Source organism: Rhodococcus sp. 15-725-2-2b, from assembly GCF_002259075.1.
In the GTDB taxonomy this organism is placed as follows: domain Bacteria; phylum Actinomycetota; class Actinomycetes; order Mycobacteriales; family Mycobacteriaceae; genus Rhodococcoides.
The window spans coordinates 25067-46129 of sequence record NZ_NPFL01000012.1 but is presented as its reverse complement, the minus strand read 5'-3'; the positions used below and the strand labels follow the sequence as shown (position 1 = coordinate 46129).

The following is a 21063-nucleotide window of genomic DNA, read 5'->3' as shown; positions in this document are numbered from 1 at the left end:
CGTCCTCGAGCGTGGAAGTGAAGTACGCCCATCCTATAGTCGGATGTCCACGTAAGTCCAGGAGTGGTCACATCCGGTCGTAGAACTGCCTCAGATCGGCGACGGCACGACTGACCTCGGCCTCGGTGGAGCCGTCGGCGCGCAAGATTCGGCGCAGGATCAACGGATCGAGATCGTCGACCGCCGGAGCGAACGACACCTGGGGAAGTTCCGAGAACGATGCGCGATCGGCGAACCAGTCGTCGGGGTCGAACTCGTCGTCCCCGTCACCGACACCCTCGATCAGTTGATCGAGATCGACGCCACGCAGCGTCAGGATGGTGGCGGCGGACGCGTCGATGTGCTCGGCAGCGATGTACATCAGAGCCGCCGCATGTTTGCAGGGCCAGCCGTCGTCGGGGCAGGTGCAGTCGAAATCGAGCTGCCCCTTGTCGTGCGGCAGCAATACCGACGCCAGTGCCTGCGGAATGGCATTGGAGGCCAGCTCGGCCAGCATGCCGGGGTTCGATCGCACCCTGCCGACGAGCGCGGCAACCTCACCCTGCGTGAGCGGGTCGACGGTGACCGAGGCCGAGAACGGCTCGAGCTGACTGCCCTGCACCTCGCCGTATATCTGCCCGCGCTCGACACCGAGAGTGAGCACCTGCCCTTGGCGCGCATACGTTCTGCCACGCGCTATCCGACCCGGATCCGCGAGGTCTTCCATGGCCGACACGAAATGCCTGCCCCACCACGTCTGCCCGAATGCACCGCGTTTGTTCCTGGACTCGATGCCGCCCTTGGCTTTTCGCCGTTTCCCGTATTGCGAGAAGTCGACCATCACTCCCCCACCGCGTCCTCGCTGAGGCGGAACAGTTCCTGCAGCTCCGCGGTGTCCATCTCGGTCACCCAGTTCTCGCCGGTGCCCACCGCCAGATTCGCCAGATCCTGCTTGGAGACGAGCATCGAATCGATCCGTTCCTCGACGGTGCCCACGCACAGCAGTTTTCGCACCTCGACGTTCTTGCGCTGCCCGATGCGAAAGGCCCGGTCCGTCGCCTGGTTCTCCACCGCCGGGTTCCACCAACGATCAAGATGAACGACATGATTGGCGGCTGTGAGGTTCAAGCCGGTACCGCCGGCCTTGAGCGAGAGCATCATGATCGGCGGACCGTTCCCGCTCTGGAACTTCTCCACCATCTCGTCGCGCTTGGACTTGCTCACGCCGCCGTGCAGGAACGGCAGGTCGGTCCCGAATCGTTCGGCGAAGTACGGTGCCACGAGCTCACCGAACTCCCGGAACTGGGTGAACAGCAACGCTTTCTCGTTGTCGCCCAGAATCGAGTCGAGCATGTCCTCCACCAGACCGATCTTGCCCGAGCGATGCTGCCCCCTCTTGAGCACCGGTGAGCCGTCGGACAGGAAGTGGGCGGGATGGTTGCACACCTGCTTGAGACGAGTGAGCGCGGACAGCACCGCACCTTTGCGCTTCATGCCCTTCGCGTCGGCGATCTGCGCCATCATCTCGTCGACGACCGCCTTGTACAGCGCGGCCTGCTCGGCTGTCAGGTTGGCGCGCACGGTCATCTCGTTCTTCTCGGGCAGATCCGAGATGACCGTCGGATCGGTCTTGACACGACGCAGAATGAACGGCGAGGTGATGGCGCGCAGACGCGAGACCGCGCTCTCGTCGTTCTCGCGCTCGATCGGAACCGAGAATCGCTTCCGAAAGTCCGACGGCCTACCGAGCATGCCCGGATTGGCGAAGTCGAGAATGGACCTCAGCTCGTCCAGACGATTCTCGACCGGTGTTCCGGTGAGTGCCAACTTGTGATCCGCAGGGATCGCGAGCGCCGCCTTGGCCTGAACGGTGCCCGAGTTCTTGATGTGCTGCGCCTCGTCGAGGACCACCCGACGCCACGTCTGCTCGGACAGCTGCGCGCGATCCTTCGCCATCAGCGCGTAGGTGGTGACGATCAGATCGTGCTCTGCGATCGCCCGGTCCAGCTCGTCGCCCTTGGACCGAGCCGGGCCGTGGTGCACCAGAACTCGCAGTGCCGGGGTGAATTTCGCCGCCTCACGTTGCCAGTTGCCGACCACCGACATCGGTGCCACCAGCAGCGTCGGCGTCGAACTCTTCTCGTGCGCGAGCAGTGTCAACACCTGCAACGTCTTGCCGAGCCCCATGTCGTCGGCGAGTACAGCCCCGAGACCGAGCCGACTCATGAACGCGAGCCAATCGAGCCCACGCTGCTGATACGGCCGCAGGGTTGCGTTCACACCGGCCGGTACGGGGATCGTCTCGGGCACCGCACCGGGCTCGAGCAACGTCGCTGCCCATCCGGTGGCTCTGATGTCCTGGACCGGAGCCGGCGGCGGGTCGGCCAGCGTCATCTCGCGCATCAGCGTGCTCAGGGCAGTCCCGTCGCCGTGATGCTCGGCGACGTACTTGGCGGCTCGTGCGAGCTGACCGCCGTCGGCCAGTACCCACTGCCCGCGGAGTCGAACGAGATCGCCCTTCGAGACGGCGAGTCTGTTCATCTCCGCCTCGGTGAGCACCATGTCGCCGAGTTGGAGTTGCCAGTCGTACGACACCAGTTCGTCCATGCCGACCGCCCGATCGGCGGCCGCTTTCGTCACCGCAGGCGAATCGACGCGCAGCCTCATCGACGGATCCAACCTCGTCCAGGCCCGAGGAAGCAGAACCGTCGTTCCGGTGGCCTGCAGCGCCGTCGCACCGTGTTCGACGAGGTCGATGACCACCGACGTCGGAAGCAACAGATCGAGGGTGCCTTCTTGAGACGGCAGATCACGCAGTCTCGGGTACGCCGCCACGGCCTCACCGAGCTTGCGCACGGCGATCGAGAGCAGGGTTGCATCGACCTTACGGCTCATCGGGACCGGCCGCGGCGCTTCACCATCCGCTCGCAGACACACCTGCAGCGTCCAGAACGACTCCGCTGATTCCTCGGAGGAACTGTCGACGACGCCATCGTCGTCATCGGGTTCGAGCAGGCGTAGCACCAGGGACGGCTCGTCGACGGTGAGGCTTGCGCGCCAGTTGTCGAGCAACGTCGACATCTGTTGGGTGCCATCCACGTACGGGTCGTCGCGAATCAGAGCGGACAACAGCGGATGCTCCGAGTCGGGCCTACCCAGAACCGATCTGACGATCGGATCGGTGAGCTCCTCCACCATGTCGTCGAGGATCTTCTTGGGCCGCTCTCCCGCACGCTGCACCGACGGCATCGCGACGGCGAGTTCGCTCAGCCAGGCCCGTTGACGTTCACCCCCGACCAGACGCCACCGTGGCCACCACTGCCCGTCCATCAACTTCAGAGCAGGAACCACACGACCGCCGCGAACCCAGCGTTCGATTCCGCGGGCGACGTGCGCCAGGTACCGGAGATCGCCGGAAATCGAAGCGTGCTCGGACGGCGTCCGCAACAGCAGATCGGCACCGTCGTGCGGGGCGAGCGCGATGGCCGGAACCTGCACCGGGGCCTGCGCGGTGGCACTGCGCCCGGGTGCCGGAAACGACACCGCAGCACGGTGCCGGAACGGTCGGGTGAGGACGTGCGCGTGTGTCGGCGGCAGATCGGGTTCGTCGCCGGTGGAGATCTCGTCGTCCCACAGCATCAGCCCGGCACCGGGAGACCAGAGACCGTGCAGCATCGGTCCATCCAACCAGCAAGCACCGACACACCTCGGGTGAGGCACTCCCGAGCAAGTCGCTCGGTGAGGCACAGTGGATGCATGATCGCGTACGGCTTCAGCGAATACGGCGGACCCGACACCGAGTACCTTCTCGACCTACCCGTCCCCGAGCCGGGACCGGGGCAGATTCTCGTGGCGGTCCACGCCGCCGGGGTCAATCCTGCGGATTGGAAGGTGCGGGCGGGCAATCGCAAGGACACCGTGCAGATCACCTTGCCCGCGGTTCTGGGTCGGGAAGTATCGGGCACCGTCGTGACGGCCGGCGCGGGTGTGGCCGATTTCTCGGTGGGCGACCATGTGTTCGGGGCCACCGCCTCGGGACACGGAGGGTACGCGCAGTACACGGTGCTCAACGCATCGAGCACTGCCCACAAGCCGGAGGCCGTCTCGTGGGCGGCGGCGGCCACCCTGCCGGTGGCTGCCGGGACCGCGTACGACGCGCTGCGCCGACTGGCCGTCGGCGCGGGCGATTCCGTCCTGGTGCTCGGTGCGGGTGGCGGCGTGGGTTCGGCCGTTCTGCAACTCGCGCGAGCCGACGGTATCGACGTTCTCGCAGTTGCGAGTACTGGCAAACAGGAGTGGATCGAGAGCCTCGGAGCCGAATTCGTCGCCTCCGGCGGCGACTTCGTCGATTCGATCTCGCGACCGGTGAACGGCATCGTCGATCTCGTCGGAGGCGAGACCTTGCGCGCCGCGGCGACCGCACTGACGGCGGGGGTACCGATCGTCAGCGTCGCAGACCCGATGCTCGCGGCGCAGTGGGACGGATCCGGAGTCGATCGGGACCGCACCACCGCAGCATTCGCGCGGCTGGCGGACCTGACCGCGTCGGGCGTCATTCGTCCGCGTATCGACCATGCCTTCCCCCTCGAGCGTGCGGGCGAGGCTCTCGCCCTCGTGGAGAACGGACACGTGCTCGGCAAGGTCGTCGTCGAAGTTCGCTGACACCGAGACGGGTGCGGGGATCACTGTCGGTACCTTCCGGCACACTGCTGTCGCGAGGACCGATGACCGAGTACTGAGATCGACGATGGGGCGTGCGTGAGAAAACTGTGGGTCGCGGTACTGCTGGTGCTCGCTGCGGCAGTGATGGCCGTGTTCGGCTCGTGCGAGCGGTCCGTCATCCCCGGTTTCACACCCGCCCAACCCGCTCCCGGCAGTCCCACGCGTACTCAGATCGAGCAGTTGCTCGCCCAGGTTCGCGTGGTCGCGGCCAGGCCCGATGCCCTCGGCTACGAGCGCGGGTGCAAGAGCGGCGAAGGGTGTGTGTTCGGCCCGGCGTGGACCGACGACTACGACGGGCCGGGTGGTCACGACGGCTGCGGTACCCGCGACAACGTCCTGGCGCTGTCGATGACCGAGGTCGAGTTCCGCGCAGGCACCCGCGACTGCGTCGTGCTGTCGGGTTCGCTCGCAGATCCGTACTCCGGTGAGCCGATCCAGTTCACCAAGTCGGACGCCGGAAAGATTCAGATCGATCACGTCTACCCGCTGTCCGCTGCATGGGACATGGGCGCGAACACGTGGTTGCCCGACAAGCGCGTTCGGTTCGCCAACGACGTGGCGTTCAATCTGCTCGCGGTCAACGGAGCGGACAATCAGAGCAAGAGTGACAAGACACCCTCGCAATGGCTGCCACCGAACGCGGCCTACCACTGCTTCTATGCGGGTAAGTATCTGTCGGTCGCTGCGCAGTACGAGTTACCGATCACCCAGGCCGATCAGGGTGTTCTCGCTTCGGTCGCCTCGACGTGCGCGGCGTAACGTCTGAGCGATGGCAACAGCACACCCGCGCAGCGTCCTCGACCGTGAGACGCAGCTCTGCATGTCCTTGTCCGGCCGACCGAGCAACATCGGAACTCGCTTCCACAACTATCTCTACGACGAGTTGGGCCTGAACTTCGTCTACAAGGCGTTCACCACCACCGATCTCGCCGCCGCAGTGGGGGGCGTTCGCGCCCTGGGCATCCGAGGCTGCGCCGTCTCCATGCCGTTCAAGGAAGACGTGATCGAACTGGTCGACGTGATGCACGAGTCGGCAAGCGCCATCGAATCCGTCAACACGATCGTCAACGAGAACGGCGTCCTCCACGCCTACAACACCGACTACCAGGCCGTCGCGAATCTGCTCGCCGCGAGTGGCTTCTCGACCGACTACTCGGTGGCCGTCACCGGCAGCGGCGGGATGGCCAAGGCCGTCGTTGCCGCACTTCGGGATTCGGGCTACACCCGGGGCACCGTCGTCGCCCGCAACGCGAACACCGGCCCTGCCCTCGCCGAGACCTACGGCTACGACTGGTCGGCCGAAGCGGTGGGCGCAGACCTGCTCGTGAACGTGACCCCGGTGGGTATGGCCGGAGGGCCGGATGCCGATTCGGCACCGTTCACCGAGCAGCAGATCGATGCAGCGAATGCCGTGTTCGACGTCGTCGCCATGCCGTCGGAAACGCCGCTGATCGTTGCCGCTCGGGCGGCGAACAAGCCCGTGATCACCGGCGCTCAGGTCATCGCGCTCCAGGCTGCAGAACAGTTCGTTCTCTACACCGGAGTTCGGCCGTCGGACGAACAGATCGCGCGCGCATCGGAGTTCTCGCGCAGCTGACTCACAGGTGCTGCCACCGGGGCTTGTTGGCATAGGCGTACCGGTAGTACTCCGCGAGTGCGAGCGACGACGCCGCGGCCTCGTCCAGCAGCACCGTTGCGTGCGGGTGCCATTGGATCGCCGACGCCGGGCAGTGCGCCGACAACGGTCCTTCCACGGCCGCCGCCACCGCGTCCGCTTTCGACTGCCCTGTTGCGATCAACAGCAGGTGACGCGCCTCGTCGATGGTGCCCAGCCCCTGGGTCAGTACGTGATGCGGCACGTCCTCGGGCGAATCGAAGAATCGGGCGTTGTCGACGCGAGTCTGTTCGGTCAGCGTCTTCACCCGCGTTCGAGATCTCAGCGACGATCCGGGCTCGTTGAAACCGATGTGCCCGTCTGTGCCGATTCCGAGTATCTGAACATCGATGCCGCCTGCGGCGGCGATCGCCGCGTCGTACCGCTGCGCCTCCACAGCTATGTCGTCCGCTTCGCCGTCGGGCGAGAACACAGCGGTGTCGTCCAGATCGACGTGGTCGACGAAGTTCTCGCGAATGAACGAGAAATAGGACTGCTCTGCTGTTTTCGCCAGTCCGATGTACTCGTCGAGCAGGAAGGCGCGGCATCGCGCGAACGACAGGCCGTCGTCCCGATGCCGTCGCGCCAATTCGCGATACGTGCCCACCGGGGTGGACCCCGTTGCCAGCCCCAGTACAGGAGTGGAGCCGGTTCGTACCACTCGTTCGACGACGTCGGCGGCTATCCGGTCCACTGCGTCGGCCTCGTCGAGGATCACGATCTCCATCTAGCTGTCCTCTCCGATTGCAGTTCCGCCTCTGATCACCCGCAGTGGTTCGAAGGCCGGGTCGACTACCAATACGTCGGCTCGCATGCCTTGTTCGAGGTGACCGACGTCGGAGTCGAGACCGATCGACGCGGCAGGAGTCGACGACGCGGCCAGTACCGCCTCGACCAATGGCACGCCGGCGTTCAGCACGGCGCGGCGTAGCAGGTCCAGGACGGTTGCGGTCCCGCCCGCGATCGGAGCGGTCTCGCTGTCGGTGTCGCGGGACAACCGCGCTACCGAGTGTCGGACGGTCACGTCCAATGGTCCGAGTCGATAGCGACCGTCCGACATTCCAGCCGCGGCCATCGCGTCGGAGACCAGCGCGATGTGTGCACCACCGACGAGATCGAACACCGCGCGGACGGTCTCGTCGGCGAGATGCACTCCGTCGCCTATCAATTCGAGCACCATCGCGTTGCGCGCCGCAGCGGCCAGACACTCGCTCACCGGGCCCGGCGCCCGATGATGCCAGGTAGGCATTCCGTTGAACAGGTGTGTGGCCGTGATCGGACCGTCCCCCAGCGACTCGATTCCGCGTCGGGTGGTGAGCGCATCGGCGTCCGTGTGGCCGATGCTGGGCAGTATCCCGTTCTCTCGCAACATCTCTGCGACAGCGGCGAAGCCGTCGATCTCGGGTGCAAGGGTCATCGACCGCACCGCGCCCCGGCCCGCGCTCAAAATGTCGCGGAGAAGTCCGGGATCGCCGCTGCGCAGCGACGCGGGGTCTTGCGCGCCGCAGCGGTCGACCGACAGGAACGGCCCCTCGAGATGGACTCCGGCGACATCACCAGACTCGTACAGATCGGCCAACAGCGACGTCTGCGTGATCAGCCGTTCCGGCGGTGCCGACACCAGTGAGGCGAGCATCGTCGTGGTCCCGCGTGAGCGATGATGCCGTACCGCCGTCATGAGATCGACAGCAGGTGAATCCGGGAAAGAGGCCCCCGCCCCGCCGTGGCAGTGCAGATCGACCAAACCAGGGAGGATCGTCGAATCCGTCTGCGGTACAGCCCGATCGGGCCATGCCGATGCCGGTCCGACCCACGAGATCCGGTCTCCCGTCCACGCGACGACGCCGTCCTCGATCACCTGGTCGCGCGTGACGACCCGCCCGCGGTGAGTGGTCGTGGTGGATGCGGTCATGCCCGATCGGGTTCGAGCACTGCGTCGTCCTCACGTCCAGGGGTGCGCAGGTTCCATTTCTTGATGACGAAGCTGAACAAGAAGTAGTAGATCACCGCGTACACCAGGCCGATCGGGATGAGCAGCCACGCTTTGGTTGCGATTCCGTAGTTGAGCAGATAGTCGATGCCGCCGGCGGAGAAGAAGAAACCGTCGTGGATCCCGAGGGCATTGCACAGGGCCATCGACGTTCCGGTCAACACCGCGTGGATGATGTAGAGCGGCCAGGCGACGAACATGAACGAGTATTCGAGCGGCTCGGTGATACCGGTGACGAACGCAGTCAAGCCCGTGGACAACATGATTCCGCCGACGAGCTTCTTCTGTGACGGCTTCGCGTTGCGATAGATCGCGAATGCCGCAGCGGGAAGAGCGAACATCATGATCGGGAAGAATCCGGTCATGAACACTCCCGCGGACGGGTCACCGGCGAAGAACCGATTCAGATCGCCGCGGACCAGTTGACCACCTGCATCCTGGTAGTCACCCACCAGGAACCAGACGACGGAGTTCAGAATGTGGTGCAGCCCAGTGGGAATGAGCATGCGATTGGCGAAGCCGTAGATGCCGCTGCCCACCACACTGTGGTCGGCGACGGTGTTGCCCACCCACTGGAGTGCACTGTAGAAGAGCGGATAGACGAACGACATGATCACGGCGACAACGAGACCGGTGATTGCCGTCATGATCGGTACCAGACGACGGCCACTGAAGAAGCCGAGATAGTCCGGCAGCTTCTGGCGATAGAAACGCTGCCAGAGAATCGCCGAGAGCAATCCGATGACGATGCCTGCCAGGACGCCGTAGTCGATCACGGCGGGGTCACCGTTGGCGTCGACCTCTCCGTCGAGCACGACCGGCGACATGGCCGTGAAGACTCCGTTCATCACCATGTAGCCGACCACAGCTGCGAGCGCGGTCGAACCGTCGGACTTCTTGGCCCAGCCGATGGCGATACCGACTGCGAAGATGAGGGGAAGCCAGGTGAACACTGCCTGACCTGCAGCGGAGATGACCGCGGCGGTGGTCTCCAGTGCGCTGAATCGACCCAGCAGGTCGTCCTGCCCGAGTCTCAGGAGAATTCCGGCGGCGGGCAGAACAGCGATCGGGAGCATGAGGCTGCGACCGAAGCGCTGCAGCCCGGCCAATGATCGAGATTCCTTCTTCGGCTCGGTGTCGACCGAGTCAGTCTTCTTCGGGGTCATGGCGACCTTCTCTTCGAGGGCTGGTCCTTCGGGGGCTTTTCGCTGTTGTGACCGGGTGCCATCAGGGGTACTGTCCGGTCATTACCAGTTGTAGTTTGGCCAGGTGGCAAGCACATGTCAACCCGGACATGTGATCCACCCGACAGATGTACGCCCACAGAAAGCGAGAACCCATATGTCCAAAGCGGACGCGATCGTCCAAGGCCTCGGCGGTGCCGACAACATCGTCGAGATCGAAGCGTGCATCACCCGGCTGCGCACCGAGGTCAAGGACGGGTCGTTGGTGAACGAGGCAGCACTCAAAGCAGCAGGTGCCCACGGCGTCTTCCACAAAGGAACCGCAGTTCAGGTCATCGTCGGCCCCGAAGCGGACACGCTCGCAGAAGACATCGGCGACATCCTGTGAGCGACGCCGGTGCGATCCTCAGCCCTGTTGCCGGCCAGGTGATTTCGCTTGCAGACGTGCCGGACCCGGTGTTCTCGGCGCAGATGGTCGGCTCCGGTGTCGCACTGCGCCCGGCCCCGAACGACGGGTCGGTCGAGGTTCGTTCACCGGTCGCGGGCACGATCCTCAAACTCCATCCACACGCATTCGTCGTCTTCACCGAGAACAAGGCGGGCGTATTGGTGCACATCGGTATCGACACCGTGAAGATGAAGGGCGCAGGCTTCGAACTCTTCGCAGCAGAGGGTGATCGAGTCGAGGCCGGCGATCTCGTCGTCACCTACGATCCGGCGGCGATCGCGGCGGCAGGCTACTCGGATGTCGTTCCCGTGGTTCTGATGGACTCGAAGCCGGATTCGGTGACGAGTGCCAGCATCGACAACACCGTGGCGGTGGGCGACCTGTTGTTCGAGCTGCCCTGATCTCACCGACGCTGCGAGGTGCGTCGCCCGCCTTCGACTTCCATCGACAGTTGATACCGATCGCAGCGGTACCAACTCTCGGTGTGTTCGAGCGGCTCGTCGCCGCTGAAGGAGACACGGTCGAAGTACAGCACGGGGGCACCGCGCTTGGTGCCGAGCAGGGTGGCGGTATCACTGTCGGCCGCAGTGGCTTTGACGGTCTGCTCGGCCCGGTCGATGGTCAACCCGTAGTGAATCTGGACGGCCTCGTACACGGACTTGCTCAGGTCGTGTTCGATCAGGCCGGGGAGCAAGGAAGCCCGGTACCACGCGTCGTCGACGCTGACCGGTTCGGCATCGGCCAACCGAAGACGCTTGACGTGGTAGGTCTGTTCCTCGTCGGCCAGTCCGAGAGCGCGAGTCGTTGCCGCCGAGGGGCTTTCGAGCCGCGCGAACAGCACCACCGTCGTCGGCGTCAATCCTTGCGCCCGCATCTCCTCCGAGAACGACGCCAGGTGCAAACGAGACTGCACGGTGCGACTGGCCACGAACGTGCCCTTGCCACGGACCCGCACCAGGTGTCCGTCGTTGACGAGTTGACCGATGGCCTCGCGAACGGTGATGCGGCTGACGCCGTAGTCCTCCATCAGCTTTCGCTCGCTGGGCATGAGATCGCCGGGTTGCAATTCCTTCGTGCAACGGTGCAACAGAATTGCGCGAAGCTGTTCGTGCTTGGGGACCTGACTGTCCCTCAGATGTACGGGCATCACCACTGCGCAGGCCTTTCCGTCACTCGCCGAACCAGCGGTACGGACTGGTCCGGTCCAACCAAGAGACTACGTCACATCGACGGTGCCCCGACAGCATTCGACCACCGACCCCTGGTGGCGACTCGGCTCGACGGGAAACGACGCGACAGGCGACGGCCCACAGTGCATCATCGTCAGTCGTGACCACCGCCGACGCTGCCGACAGACCGACGCCACTCTCCACCCCCGTCAGCGCTGGAATCGTGGCCTCACTGGTCGGCTTCACCAGCTCGTTCGCCGTTGTACTGACGGGCCTGCGGGCGGTAGGTGCCAGCCCGACCGAGGCGGCCTCCGGTTTGCTGGCTCTGTGCGTCACCCAGGCCGTGGGAATGATGTGGCTCGCGCGCAGATACAGACAGCCCATCACTCTGGCGTGGTCGACACCGGGCGCGGCGCTGCTCGCCGGAACCGGCATGGTGGTCGGAGGGTGGCCCGCGGCGGTGGGTGCGTTCGTCACCGTCGGAGTACTGATCGTCCTGACGGGCCTGTGGCCGAGACTCGGCGCACTCGTGTCGACAATTCCGGTGCCACTCGCGCAGGCGATGCTGGCCGGAGTTCTCCTTCCTCTCTGCGCGGCACCGGTGGTCGCCTTCGCCGACTCCCCCGCCCAGGTGGCTCCGGTGGTCCTGGTCTGGCTCGTGGTCCTGCGGTTCAGTGCACGTTGGGCAGTTCCGGCAGCATTCGCCGCGGCGGCGGTGGTGATCGCGGCCGGTCTGGTCGGCGGCGGCATTCCGATCGCGCCGAACGATCTGGTCCCCCGAATCGACTGGACGGTTCCGCACTGGAGCTGGCAGGCCACAATAGGTATCGCGGTGCCGCTGTACATCGTCACGATGGCGTCCCAGAACATCCCCGGCGTCACGGTCATGGCGTCGTTCGGGTTCCGCATTCCCTGGCGTGCGTCGATGACCGTCACCGGAACCGGAACCGTCCTGGGCGCATTCGCCGGCGGTCACACGATCAACCTCGCCGCGATCAGCGCTGCGCTGTCGGCGAATCCCAGTGCCCATCCGGACCCGAAGCGGCGATGGATCGCCGCCTTCTCGGCCGGATCGTCCTACCTGGTGCTGGCGCTTCTCTCCACCGCCCTGGCCACCCTGGTCGCTGCCGCTCCCGCAGGTGTGGTGGAAACAGTTGCCGGGCTTGCCCTGTTGGGGACCCTCGCGGCGTCGTTGTTCGGCGCGCTGGAACATGTAGCGGACAGAGAAGCAACGGTTCTGACATTCCTCGTCGCTGCGTCCGGCCTGACATTCGCAGGGATCGGCTCCGCATTCTGGGCCTTGGTCGTCGGTCTGATGGTCCGAGCGATCCTGCATCGGCAATCCCCGGCGACGCCCGCTACCGACGCCACTGGTTAGGGTCACGTTCATGACCGATCGAGTGAGCCCCGCGTCGGACTTGTCGCACGCATCGGATTTTCCGGCACTGTGGCCGGTGACGACGAGATGGGACGACAACGACCACTACGGCCACGTCAACAACGTCACCTACTACGCCTATTTCGACACCGCCGTCAACGGTTGGCTGATGGAGACGACCGGTCTCGATATCAGGACACTGCCTGCGATCGGTGTCGTTGCCGAAACCTCGTGCCGATACCTGTCCGAGTTGAGCTTTCCGGATCGCCTTCAGGTGGGCCTGGCCGTCGAGAAGCTGGGCACCCGCAGCATCGTGTACTCGCTCGGGTTGTTCCGCGAAGCCGACGACGATGCGTTGGAGCTGGCGGCCAGGGGTCGATTCGTACACGTGTACGTCGATGGGGTCACCCGTAGGCCGGTGGCGATTCCGCCCGAAATCGAGACTGCAGCTCGCACTTTGGTGATCGGGAAGGCGTCGGCCTGACCGACTACAGCCCGATCTCGTCGGCCGTACGCAGAGCCCTGCTGACGATGTCGTCGATGAGCGTCGTGGTCGGCCCGCCTGCCACCGCCCGGTTTCGCGAGTCTGCTTCCATCCGGCGCATGACACCTTCGGCGATGATCGAGAGCTTCCACAGCGCCAGTACCTGCCAGAATCCGACATCGGAGACGTCGCGGCCGGTGTGCCCCGCATACGACTCGACGAGTTCGGCCCGAGTAGGAAAGCCCGGCAGAGTCGACGCCATGAAGGGACCGGCGACCCCGTCGTCGGCTTGCGGCCAATAGGCCAGAAGTCCTCCGAGGTCCGCCAAGGGGTCTCCGAGTGTGCACAGCTCCCAGTCGACAACCGCGGCGACACGGCCGTCGTCGCGGGCCGTGATGACGTTGCTGAGGTGGAAGTCTCCGTGCACCAGAGTCACCTCGTGCTGCGATGGAATGCCGGCTGCCAATCGCGTTGCCAGCGAATCGATACCGGGTACGTCGCGAGTGCGCGAGGATTGCCATTGCTTGGTCCACCGGGCGAGCTGGCGAGCGGCGTACGGCTTGTGACTGGCCAGATCGGCCAGACCCGAGGAGTCCAGATCCACGCGATGGATGTCGGACAGCGCGACCGTGAGGCCGAGCCCAACTCGGCGCCTGTGATCGGGGTCGAGTCCTTCGGCTACCGCCACCGAGTCGACGACGATCCCGTCGACGAAACTCATCAGCACGAGTGGGACCTCGGACACCGACGAATCCTCGGTCATCGCAATCATTTTCGGAACCGGAACCGCCGTGTTCTGCAGGCCCGACAGAATTCGATGCTCACGCACCACATCGTGTGCGGACGCCAACAGTTTCCCCAGTGGTGGACGCCGAAGCACCCAGCTACTGCCGCCGGCATCACGAACTGCGTAGGTGAGATTGGACTGACCATTACCGATCCGATGGAAGGTGAGAGGCGAGGTTGCGCCGATTCCCAATCCTGCGATCCAGGTCGATACCGCGTCTTCGTCCAGTCCCACCGCACCCATACAGAACCCTCACTTCGCCGCGCGACACCGTTGTCGACTGCCGTCATCGGAATTCGACCGATAGTAGCGAAGCTGAACCCGCTCGGGTGCCGAGGCACCGAGCGGGGCCGATCAACTTGCGCGCTCGAACGCGGAGATCAGCGCTGGAGTCGCGATCGCCGGAGCCGGAGCGGCTACCTCGTTGCGCTTGACGGCAATTTCGTCCACTTCACCGACCAACAGGGCAACCATCGTCTCCGGCTCGGAGGCCCAGACGGAGGAGATGTTCCGCACTTCGGCAGGTGCGAACAGTCCGCTGGTTGCCAGAGCGTCGATCCATTCGGCGACGGCGTCGGCCGTGGGATCGGGCACGGTCGATCGGTCGAGCGAGTCCGCTTGGAACTCGTTGCAAAAGAACGCGCGGACCATAGCGAGCTGTCCCTGAGACATTGCGGTCATGTTCTTCTCCCTCGAGTTGTCGGCGTCCGTAGGTGTCGAATACCCGATTCCAACGGGTTGTGACGGGTACCACGGTCCGTTTCCAGATCGTTATCGATTTGGCTGTAACGGTCGATTGCGGGTTTCCGATTCGGCTGAAACTACGCCCTTTTGGTCGGTCTCGCCCAGGGTGAACTGGACTCTGTGACTATCGTCACACACTTGGACCCATCCAATCAACGTCTTGCAACGAAGTCATAGTTTGGTTTACGAAATGCTGTGACAGGAAACAAGTTATCCACAAAACGCCAGGTCGGAGGGCATTCGCACCATTCGGACCGACGTCCGACTGCAGCAACTCGAACTCAGCATGCCTCCGCTACACGAGCTGCAAGAAGGCACGCAGTTCTGTATCGGGCCAGTTTTCGATCTCTTTCCCCGACTTGTGGCCGATTTGCCGACATGCAGAATTTGACGAAGTGAGCATCCTGCCGCTCACTTTTCGAAACCCCTCAGGCCGCTGCGTGATCGAAACGTTATTACGAAAACAATCAGCTCGTTCCCAACTTCCTCACATCCGATGTTCAGCTGAGTCGGGCACCGTGGCCGCATGCCAACACCGAGCCTCGGTTCCGGACCGATCCAAGCGTCCCGTCACGCCGAAACCGACGCCGAGACGCCAGCGGTGTCGTCCAGTGCCCCCACCCGTCCGCGGCGGCGCGCCGTGGTCGCTCGCTCGGCCGTGTCCGCTGCCTCTGCCGTCCTGCTGCTGATGATCCTGATGTGGGCACCGCAGGTCGCACCCTCGACGTCCGTCGAATCGACCCCTGCCACGGCACTGGCCACTCACGTACTCGATGCGATCGATGTGACCGCGGTGTTGATCGCCGTCGCCGCGCTCGCCGTCGTGGCGCTGATACGAAAGCTGCCGTTCGGGATCGGGGTGGTGATCGCCTGCACCATCGGTGCCGTCGTCAGCAGTGCGCTCGCTCGCGAGGTCCTGGGAGCGTCGATGCCGTCGGCAGATCTTCCGAACGGTCAACTCGTCGCGGTGGCCTCTCTACTCGGAGCAGCGTCCATGGTGGCGTCCGCAGCGTGGCGGCCCGTGGTCCTCGGCCTGGGCACCGTCGCAACGCTCGCGGTCGCGGCGGCTGCTCTTTTCGTCGGTTCCGCGTCCGTGACCGGGATCGTGAGCGCAGCGTCGATCGTGTTCGTGTGGTGGCCGGCGTGCTCGATCGTCATGCTCTACTCGCCCGTCGCAGCTGCCCGCGAAGCTCGCAACCCGCTCGACACGGCCGCTCTGGCCGTTCAACGCAAAATGGGGCGCTCCCGTTGACGAACAACCGGAAGCGCCCCATCTGACTGCTGACTGCTCGTGACTAGAGGGCCTTGAGCTCCTCGGTCACCTCGGACACCGATTTCTTCGCGTCACCGAACAGCATCGAGGTGCCCTCGGCGAAGAACAACGGGTTCTCGATGCCGGCGAACCCGGACGACATCGACCGCTTCAGAACGATGACCGACTTCGACTGATCGACGTTCAGGATCGGCATCCCGTGAATCGGGCTCGACGGATCGTTGCGCGCCGCCGGGTTGGTCACGTCGTTCGCACCGATGACCAACGTGACGTCGGTACGGGAGAATTCGTCGTTGATGTCGTCCATTTCCTTCATCGCGTCGTACGCGACATCGGCCTCGGCGAGCAGCACGTTCATGTGCCCGGGCATGCGACCGGCCACGGGGTGAATGGCGTACTTGACCTCGACGCCCTTCGACTCCAGTAGCTTGGCCATGTCCTTGACCGCATGCTGCGCCTGCGCAACCGCGAGTCCGTATCCGGGTACGACGATGACCTGGTTGGCGTAGGCCATCTGGATCGCCGCATCCGCCGCGGACGTGGCCTTCGCGGTTCCGCCGCCTGCACCCGCAGGCCCGGCAGCCGCGTCGCCGCCACCGAATCCGCCGGCGACGATCGCCGGGATGGAACGGTTCATGGCCTTGGCCATGAGGTTGGTCAGAATCGTGCCGGACGCGCCGACGATCATGCCTGCGACGATCATCGCTGTGTTGTTGAGCGCCAGACCTGCCGCCGCAGCGGACAGACCGGTCAGAGCGTTGAGCAACGAAATGACGACCGGCATGTCCGCGCCGCCGATGGGCAGCACGACTGTCAGACCCAGAATTCCGGCGAGTACGAGAACCGCGACGATCCACCACTGCGACACCCCGCCGCCCGGAGTGGCGTTGATTCCGATGACCACCGCAGCCGCCACGGCACCGATCAGCAGCAGAGCGTTGAGCGGCTGCTGCAACTTGCCGATGGTGATGGGCGAACCGGGCAGGGTCTCCTGCAGCTTGAGGAACGCGATCAGCGATCCCCAGAACGAGATCGACCCGATGATCGCCGCGAACAGCGACCCGATGACGATGTGGACCGTCGGCGATTCACCGTGCTTGAAGTTCGAGAATCCCGATGTGTCGAGGAACTCGGCCCAGGCGATCAGTGCAACCGTTCCACCGCCGACGCCGTTGAACAGAGCCACCAACTGCGGCATTGCCGTCATCTTGACCCGACGTGCGGGAGGGATACCGAGAGCGACGCCGACGACCAGGCCGACGACGATGAGAATCCAGTTGCCGGTGTCTCGGATGGAGATGAGGGTCGCCACCACTGCGATGAACATGCCGACGGCTGCGATCTGATTGCCGCGGACAGCGGTCTTCGGGCCCGTCAGACCCATCAGACCGTAGATGAACATCGCGAACGCGACGATGTAGAGGATGTTGACGAGATTGTCCATCAGGAGTCAGCGCCCTTCTCGGCCTTGGCAGGGACAGGCTTGGACTTGAACATGCCGAGCATGCGGTCGGTGACGACGAATCCACCGATCACGTTGACCGTTCCGAAGACCAGCGCCACGAACAGGATCACCTGCAATCCGATGGACGGATCGTCCACCTTGCCCAGGACGACCAACGCGCCGAGCACGACGATGCCGTGGATGGCATTGGTGCCCGACATCAACGGGGTGTGCAAGGTGTTGGGCACCTTGGAGATCACCGCGAAGCCGACGAACCCGGACAACACCAGGATCGCGATGTTCGCGAGCAGCGGGGTGTACATCAGTTCTCCTTCTCACGTGTCACGCAGGCACCGGCGAGAACCTCGTCCGAGAAGTCGGGGGCGAGCTTGCCGTCGACCAGCATGAGTTCGAGCAATGCCGAGATGTTCTTCGAGTACAGCTCGCTGGCGTGCTCGGGCATCGAGGCAGGCAGGTTCAACGGCGAGCAGATGGTCACGTCGTGCTTGACGACGGTCTCTCCGGGCTCGGTGAGTTCACAGTTGCCGCCGGTCTCACCGGCGAGGTCGACCACGACGCTGCCGGGCTTCATGCCCTCGACGGCTGCGGCCGTGACCAGTCGCGGGGCGGGGCGTCCGGGCACCAACGCGGTGGTGATGACCACGTCGAATCCCTTGATGGCCTCCTCGAGAGCCTTCTGCTGTTGCACCCGCTCGTCCTCGGTCAGCTCACGCGCGTACCCGCCCTCACCTGCGGCGTCGATCCCGAGATCGAGCCACTGCGCCCCGACGGAGCGAACCTGGTCCGCCACCTCCGGGCGCACGTCGTACCCGGTGGGCCGGCCGCCGAGACGCTTCGCGGTGGCAAGCGCCTGCAGACCTGCCACGCCCACACCCAGCACCAGCACGGTGGCGGGCTTGACGGTGCCCGCGGCAGTGGTGAGCATCGGGAAAAATCGGGTGGACTCGGACGCGGCCAGCAGGACGGCCTTGTAGCCGGCGACATTGGCCTGAGACGACAGTGCGTCCATCACCTGCGCCCGCGAGATCCGCGGGATCGCTTCGACGGCGAAGGCCTGCACTCCGGCCGCCTTCAACGCCCCGATGCTGTTCTCCGCGTTGCGCGGTGCCAGAAATCCGATGAGTGTCGAACCCGACGACAGCTTGGCGATCTCGGCGTCGGACGGCGGCGCGACCTTAACCACGACGTCCGCCGACCATGGATCACCGATGGTCGCTCCGGCGGCGACGTACAGCTCGTCGGGAATCAGAGCGCCCAAACCGGCACCCGATTCGACGACGATCTCGACGCCTTTACCCGTCAGGGAGGCAACGATCTTGGGCACCAGGGCGACGCGACGTTCGCCCTCCCCCGATTCCCGAACCACACCGACCACGGTCGTGGATCCCGAACCCTTCTCAGTGCTCTGCGATGTATCCAAATCTCCGTCTTCCTGCGTTGAATGGTGTCCACTGATCGGCCAACGGCCCCGAGCTTGCGACGAGTGGACGAACCCATGCGACAAAGGCACAAGGTCCCTGATAGTAGCCAGAGGAAACAGACCACGGGTAACTCGGAACACAGTCCGATTCGTTCTGAATCGAGTCCGTTCGGCATTCCGCAGTTACAGGGCGGGCAATTGTGATGCACGCCATACAGGTCTATCGGTGATGATCGGACCCTACAGTGACAACCGTGGAATCTTGCATCTTCTGTGCCATCGTCGCCGGCGACGCCCCCGCACACCGCGTGTTCGAGAACGACCACGCGATGGCCTTTCTCGACATCCGGCCGGTCAGTCGCGGACACCTGCTCGTCGTCCCGCGCGAGCACGCCACCGATCTGAACTCGACCCATCCGGACGCGGCCGCCGACGTATTTCGCGTCGGTCACACGCTGGCGCGCGCGGTGCGCCACTCGGATCTGCGCGCCGACGGAGCCAACCTCGTGATCAACGACGGCAAGGCCGCGTTTCAGACGGTTTTCCACCTGCACTTGCACGTGGTGCCTCGCTGGCATCGGGACCGGCTGCGGTTCGCTACCGGGTTCGTGACGCGCCGCCTGCGTGAGCCCGAGCATGTCGCGGACGCCGTTCGCGTCGGGCTGGCCCGGCTGAACGGCGAATCGACGGCGTGAGACTGTTCCTGTCGTCGTATCGATTCGGGGGCCACTCCGCTGCTTTCGTCGAGCTGACCGGGCCGCCGTCCGATCTTGCGGTGATCGCGAACGCGTCGGACGCGTGGCCCGCCGCCGCTCGCGAGTCCTCGCTTCGCAGTGAGTTCGGTCCGCTGCGCGCTCTCGGGTATCGGCCGGCGGAGCTGGATCTGCGCGAGTACGTGGGTCGGCCCGCGGCCTTCGAGCGCGCGCTCGAAGGATTCGGTGCGGTGTGGGTGCGCGGGGGCAACACCTTCGTCCTGCGCGCTCAGCTCGCCCGCTCGGGTGCGGACGAGGTTCTGGCCGACCGAGTTCGGCGAGGATCGATCGCGTACGGCGGATACAGTGCGGGTGCCTGTGTGGCCGCACCGTCGTTGATCGGAGTCGAGGACGCGGACGACCCGGGCGAGGTTCGGCACGCCACCGGTGTCGATCCGGTGTGGACCGGGTTGGGTCTGGTGGATTTCTCCATTGTCCCGCACCTGAATTCCGTTCTCGACGAGCAGAATTCGGGGCATGTGACGGTGCAGCGCCTTCGCCGGGCCGGCATGGACTGTCACGGGTTGACCGACGACCAGGCCATCGTCGTCGACGCGTCGGGGACGCGTGTGCTCGGTAGTTGACCGTCGGTCAGCCCAGGCGGGCAAGTGGAGCGAGTCGATCCAGCGAGGACCACGCCAGCGAGCACCGCCTTGCGGTCATTTCGTCCGCGTCGAGCACCAGCATGTCGAACAACTGCCGAGGGGCCTGATGCCACGAGTGGGCAATCTGCGCGATGGTGGCTCGATCGAACAATCCGGACTGGGTCAACGCCTGAACCCATTCGTCGACCTCGCCTCGGTGAATGCGCTCGATGGTGTCGTATTCGATTCCGCCCCCAAGGAATTCGTACGAGAACATCGCGGCCACGTAGTTCCAGGAGTCACTTCCGGGATCGATCATGGTGCAGCCTCCTTGTCGACTCGCACCACATGGGGTGCGAGATTCGCTGCGCTGGACGCTAGCGTGGCGAACTACAAATTTGCGTGTCGACGACGCATCGATCTGGTAACGCCTGAGGCTGGTGTTACTGATGTGACTCGCTTCCGGAAAAGGCTCACCCACCTCGAACAGGGTGGGTAAAGTCCGCATTCGTGGGCACCCGAGCCGTTGCAGCGTCGATCGCAGCGATCGCGTGCGGGCTGGTGGGATGCTCGAACACGCCGGGAACCGAGGCCGATCCGAATTCGCCCGAGACGGCCGAACAGCCCGTCACCGAAGAACTCTTCGTCGGCGAATGCGGGTCGATGGACAACACGGAAGTGCAGAGACTCACGGCCGTATCCGACCTGACGGTGGTGTCCGAGAACGCCGTTCGGTGTCGATGGGAATCCGCGACCGGCGCGTACGCGATGTTCACCTGGTATCGCGGCAGCCCCATCGACCGAGAGAGATCCGTGGCCGAAGCCGTCGGCCGCACCATCGAGCGCATCGATGTGGACGGTCACCCGGGATTCACCGCCGCGGCGTCGGGAGCGTCGTGCGAGGCCGGGGTCGAGAACGGGGACGGCTTCGTGCACTGGTCCGTCAACTACGTGATCGACGGGCCCCGCGATTCCTGCGACGTCGTCGAGGATCTGGCACGAACCACGATGTCGAAGGCGAAGTAGCCCC

At 64.7% G+C, this 21063-nt stretch carries 23 protein-coding genes; 11 read left to right on the top strand and 12 right to left on the bottom strand.

Annotated features, from left to right (window positions below):
* Positions 1-67 precede the first annotated feature (67 nt).
* The gene (locus CH306_RS15835; RefSeq protein WP_094647084.1) at positions 68-820 is read right to left on the bottom strand and encodes an SWIM zinc finger family protein; all 753 of its coding nucleotides are present in this window, start codon (positions 818-820) and stop codon (positions 68-70) included.
* On the bottom strand, positions 820-3654 hold the full coding sequence (locus CH306_RS15830; RefSeq protein WP_045194440.1) for a DEAD/DEAH box helicase: 2835 nt from the start codon (positions 3652-3654) through the stop codon (positions 820-822). Before CH306_RS15830 ends, CH306_RS15835 begins: the two co-directional genes overlap by 1 nt.
* Before the next feature lie 81 nt (positions 3655-3735).
* Between CH306_RS15830 and CH306_RS15825 the strand changes: the two genes are divergently transcribed.
* The 3 genes from CH306_RS15825 (at position 3736) to CH306_RS15815 (ending at position 6298) form a co-directional block, all read left to right on the top strand.
* Positions 3736-4641, top strand: a complete 906-nt coding sequence (locus CH306_RS15825) for an NADP-dependent oxidoreductase (protein ID WP_045194439.1) — start codon at positions 3736-3738, stop codon at positions 4639-4641.
* Between the two features lie 96 nt (positions 4642-4737).
* The gene (locus CH306_RS15820) at positions 4738-5460 is read left to right on the top strand and encodes an HNH endonuclease family protein (RefSeq protein WP_254924453.1); all 723 of its coding nucleotides are present in this window, start codon (positions 4738-4740) and stop codon (positions 5458-5460) included.
* 10 nt (positions 5461-5470) lie between these two features.
* On the top strand, positions 5471-6298 hold the full coding sequence (locus tag CH306_RS15815; RefSeq protein ID WP_032393494.1) for a shikimate 5-dehydrogenase: 828 nt from the start codon (positions 5471-5473) through the stop codon (positions 6296-6298).
* 1 nt (position 6299) lies between these two features.
* Here the strand turns inward: CH306_RS15815 and nagB are convergent, their stop codons facing one another.
* The 3 genes from nagB to CH306_RS15800 are packed head-to-tail and all read right to left on the bottom strand — an operon-like array spanning position 6300 to position 9511.
* Positions 6300-7082, bottom strand: coding sequence for a glucosamine-6-phosphate deaminase (gene nagB, locus CH306_RS15810; protein ID WP_094647083.1), 783 nt, complete (start codon positions 7080-7082; stop codon positions 6300-6302).
* Positions 7083-8267 carry an N-acetylglucosamine-6-phosphate deacetylase gene (locus tag CH306_RS15805; protein ID WP_179272903.1) on the bottom strand — a complete coding sequence of 395 codons (1185 nt, stop codon included), beginning with the start codon at positions 8265-8267 and terminating at the stop codon, positions 7083-7085.
* On the bottom strand, positions 8264-9511 hold the full coding sequence (locus CH306_RS15800) for a PTS transporter subunit EIIC (RefSeq protein ID WP_045194431.1): 1248 nt from the start codon (positions 9509-9511) through the stop codon (positions 8264-8266). The genes CH306_RS15805 and CH306_RS15800 overlap by 4 nt, the downstream gene beginning before the upstream one ends.
* A gap of 175 nt (positions 9512-9686) precedes the next feature.
* Between CH306_RS15800 and CH306_RS15795 the strand changes: the two genes are divergently transcribed.
* Positions 9687-9917, top strand: a complete 231-nt coding sequence (locus CH306_RS15795; RefSeq protein WP_045194429.1) for a glucose PTS transporter subunit EIIB — start codon at positions 9687-9689, stop codon at positions 9915-9917.
* Positions 9914-10378, top strand: coding sequence for a PTS sugar transporter subunit IIA (locus tag CH306_RS15790; RefSeq protein ID WP_045194427.1), 465 nt, complete (start codon positions 9914-9916; stop codon positions 10376-10378). Before CH306_RS15795 ends, CH306_RS15790 begins: the two co-directional genes overlap by 4 nt.
* Positions 10379-10380: 2 nt before the next feature.
* Here the strand turns inward: CH306_RS15790 and CH306_RS15785 are convergent, their stop codons facing one another.
* A complete protein-coding gene (locus CH306_RS15785) occupies positions 10381-11127 on the bottom strand; it encodes a GntR family transcriptional regulator (protein ID WP_032393533.1) in 747 nt (248 codons plus the stop codon).
* Between the two features lie 179 nt (positions 11128-11306).
* Here CH306_RS15785 and CH306_RS15780 point away from each other — a divergent pair, with 179 nt between their 5' ends.
* Positions 11307-12524: a benzoate/H(+) symporter BenE family transporter gene (locus CH306_RS15780; protein WP_094647082.1), complete on the top strand. Its 1218-nt coding sequence runs from the start codon at positions 11307-11309 to the stop codon at positions 12522-12524.
* A gap of 10 nt (positions 12525-12534) precedes the next feature.
* Positions 12535-13008 carry an acyl-CoA thioesterase gene (locus CH306_RS15775; protein WP_094647081.1) on the top strand — a complete coding sequence of 158 codons (474 nt, stop codon included), beginning with the start codon at positions 12535-12537 and terminating at the stop codon, positions 13006-13008.
* Between the two features lie 4 nt (positions 13009-13012).
* Here CH306_RS15775 and CH306_RS15770 read toward each other — a convergent pair whose 3' ends face one another.
* Positions 13013-14038, bottom strand: a complete 1026-nt coding sequence (locus CH306_RS15770; protein ID WP_094647080.1) for a phosphotransferase family protein — start codon at positions 14036-14038, stop codon at positions 13013-13015.
* Positions 14039-14149: 111 nt separating this feature from the next.
* Entirely contained in the window at positions 14150-14476 is a 327-nt protein-coding gene (locus tag CH306_RS15765) for a hypothetical protein (protein WP_052049157.1), read from the bottom strand.
* 589 nt (positions 14477-15065) lie between these two features.
* Here CH306_RS15765 and CH306_RS15760 point away from each other — a divergent pair.
* A complete protein-coding gene (locus CH306_RS15760) occupies positions 15066-15791 on the top strand; it encodes a hypothetical protein (protein WP_052683692.1) in 726 nt (241 codons plus the stop codon).
* 43 nt (positions 15792-15834) lie between these two features.
* Here CH306_RS15760 and CH306_RS15755 read toward each other — a convergent pair whose 3' ends face one another.
* From CH306_RS15755 to CH306_RS15745, 3 genes are read right to left on the bottom strand one after another with little or no spacing between them, the layout of a single operon-like run.
* The gene (locus CH306_RS15755; protein ID WP_032393486.1) at positions 15835-17256 is read right to left on the bottom strand and encodes an NAD(P)(+) transhydrogenase (Re/Si-specific) subunit beta; all 1422 of its coding nucleotides are present in this window, start codon (positions 17254-17256) and stop codon (positions 15835-15837) included.
* Entirely contained in the window at positions 17256-17579 is a 324-nt protein-coding gene (locus CH306_RS15750; protein ID WP_032393485.1) for an NAD(P) transhydrogenase subunit alpha, read from the bottom strand. Before CH306_RS15750 ends, CH306_RS15755 begins: the two co-directional genes overlap by 1 nt.
* The gene (locus CH306_RS15745) at positions 17579-18697 is read right to left on the bottom strand and encodes a Re/Si-specific NAD(P)(+) transhydrogenase subunit alpha (RefSeq protein ID WP_045194417.1); all 1119 of its coding nucleotides are present in this window, start codon (positions 18695-18697) and stop codon (positions 17579-17581) included. Before CH306_RS15745 ends, CH306_RS15750 begins: the two co-directional genes overlap by 1 nt.
* A 254-nt stretch (positions 18698-18951) precedes the next feature.
* Here CH306_RS15745 and CH306_RS15740 point away from each other — a divergent pair, with 254 nt between their 5' ends.
* Both CH306_RS15740 and CH306_RS15735 read left to right on the top strand, forming a co-directional pair.
* Positions 18952-19392: an HIT family protein gene (locus CH306_RS15740; RefSeq protein ID WP_032393483.1), complete on the top strand. Its 441-nt coding sequence runs from the start codon at positions 18952-18954 to the stop codon at positions 19390-19392.
* Positions 19389-20033: a Type 1 glutamine amidotransferase-like domain-containing protein gene (locus CH306_RS15735; protein ID WP_094647079.1), complete on the top strand. Its 645-nt coding sequence runs from the start codon at positions 19389-19391 to the stop codon at positions 20031-20033. The genes CH306_RS15740 and CH306_RS15735 overlap by 4 nt, the downstream gene beginning before the upstream one ends.
* Before the next feature lie 7 nt (positions 20034-20040).
* On the opposite strand, the gene CH306_RS15730 is transcribed toward CH306_RS15735, so the two are convergent.
* Positions 20041-20352, bottom strand: a complete 312-nt coding sequence (locus CH306_RS15730; protein ID WP_032393481.1) for a hypothetical protein — start codon at positions 20350-20352, stop codon at positions 20041-20043.
* 191 nt (positions 20353-20543) lie between these two features.
* Here CH306_RS15730 and CH306_RS15725 point away from each other — a divergent pair, with 191 nt between their 5' ends.
* Entirely contained in the window at positions 20544-21059 is a 516-nt protein-coding gene (locus CH306_RS15725; protein WP_094647078.1) for a DUF3558 domain-containing protein, read from the top strand.
* Positions 21060-21063: the final 4 nt, after the last annotated feature.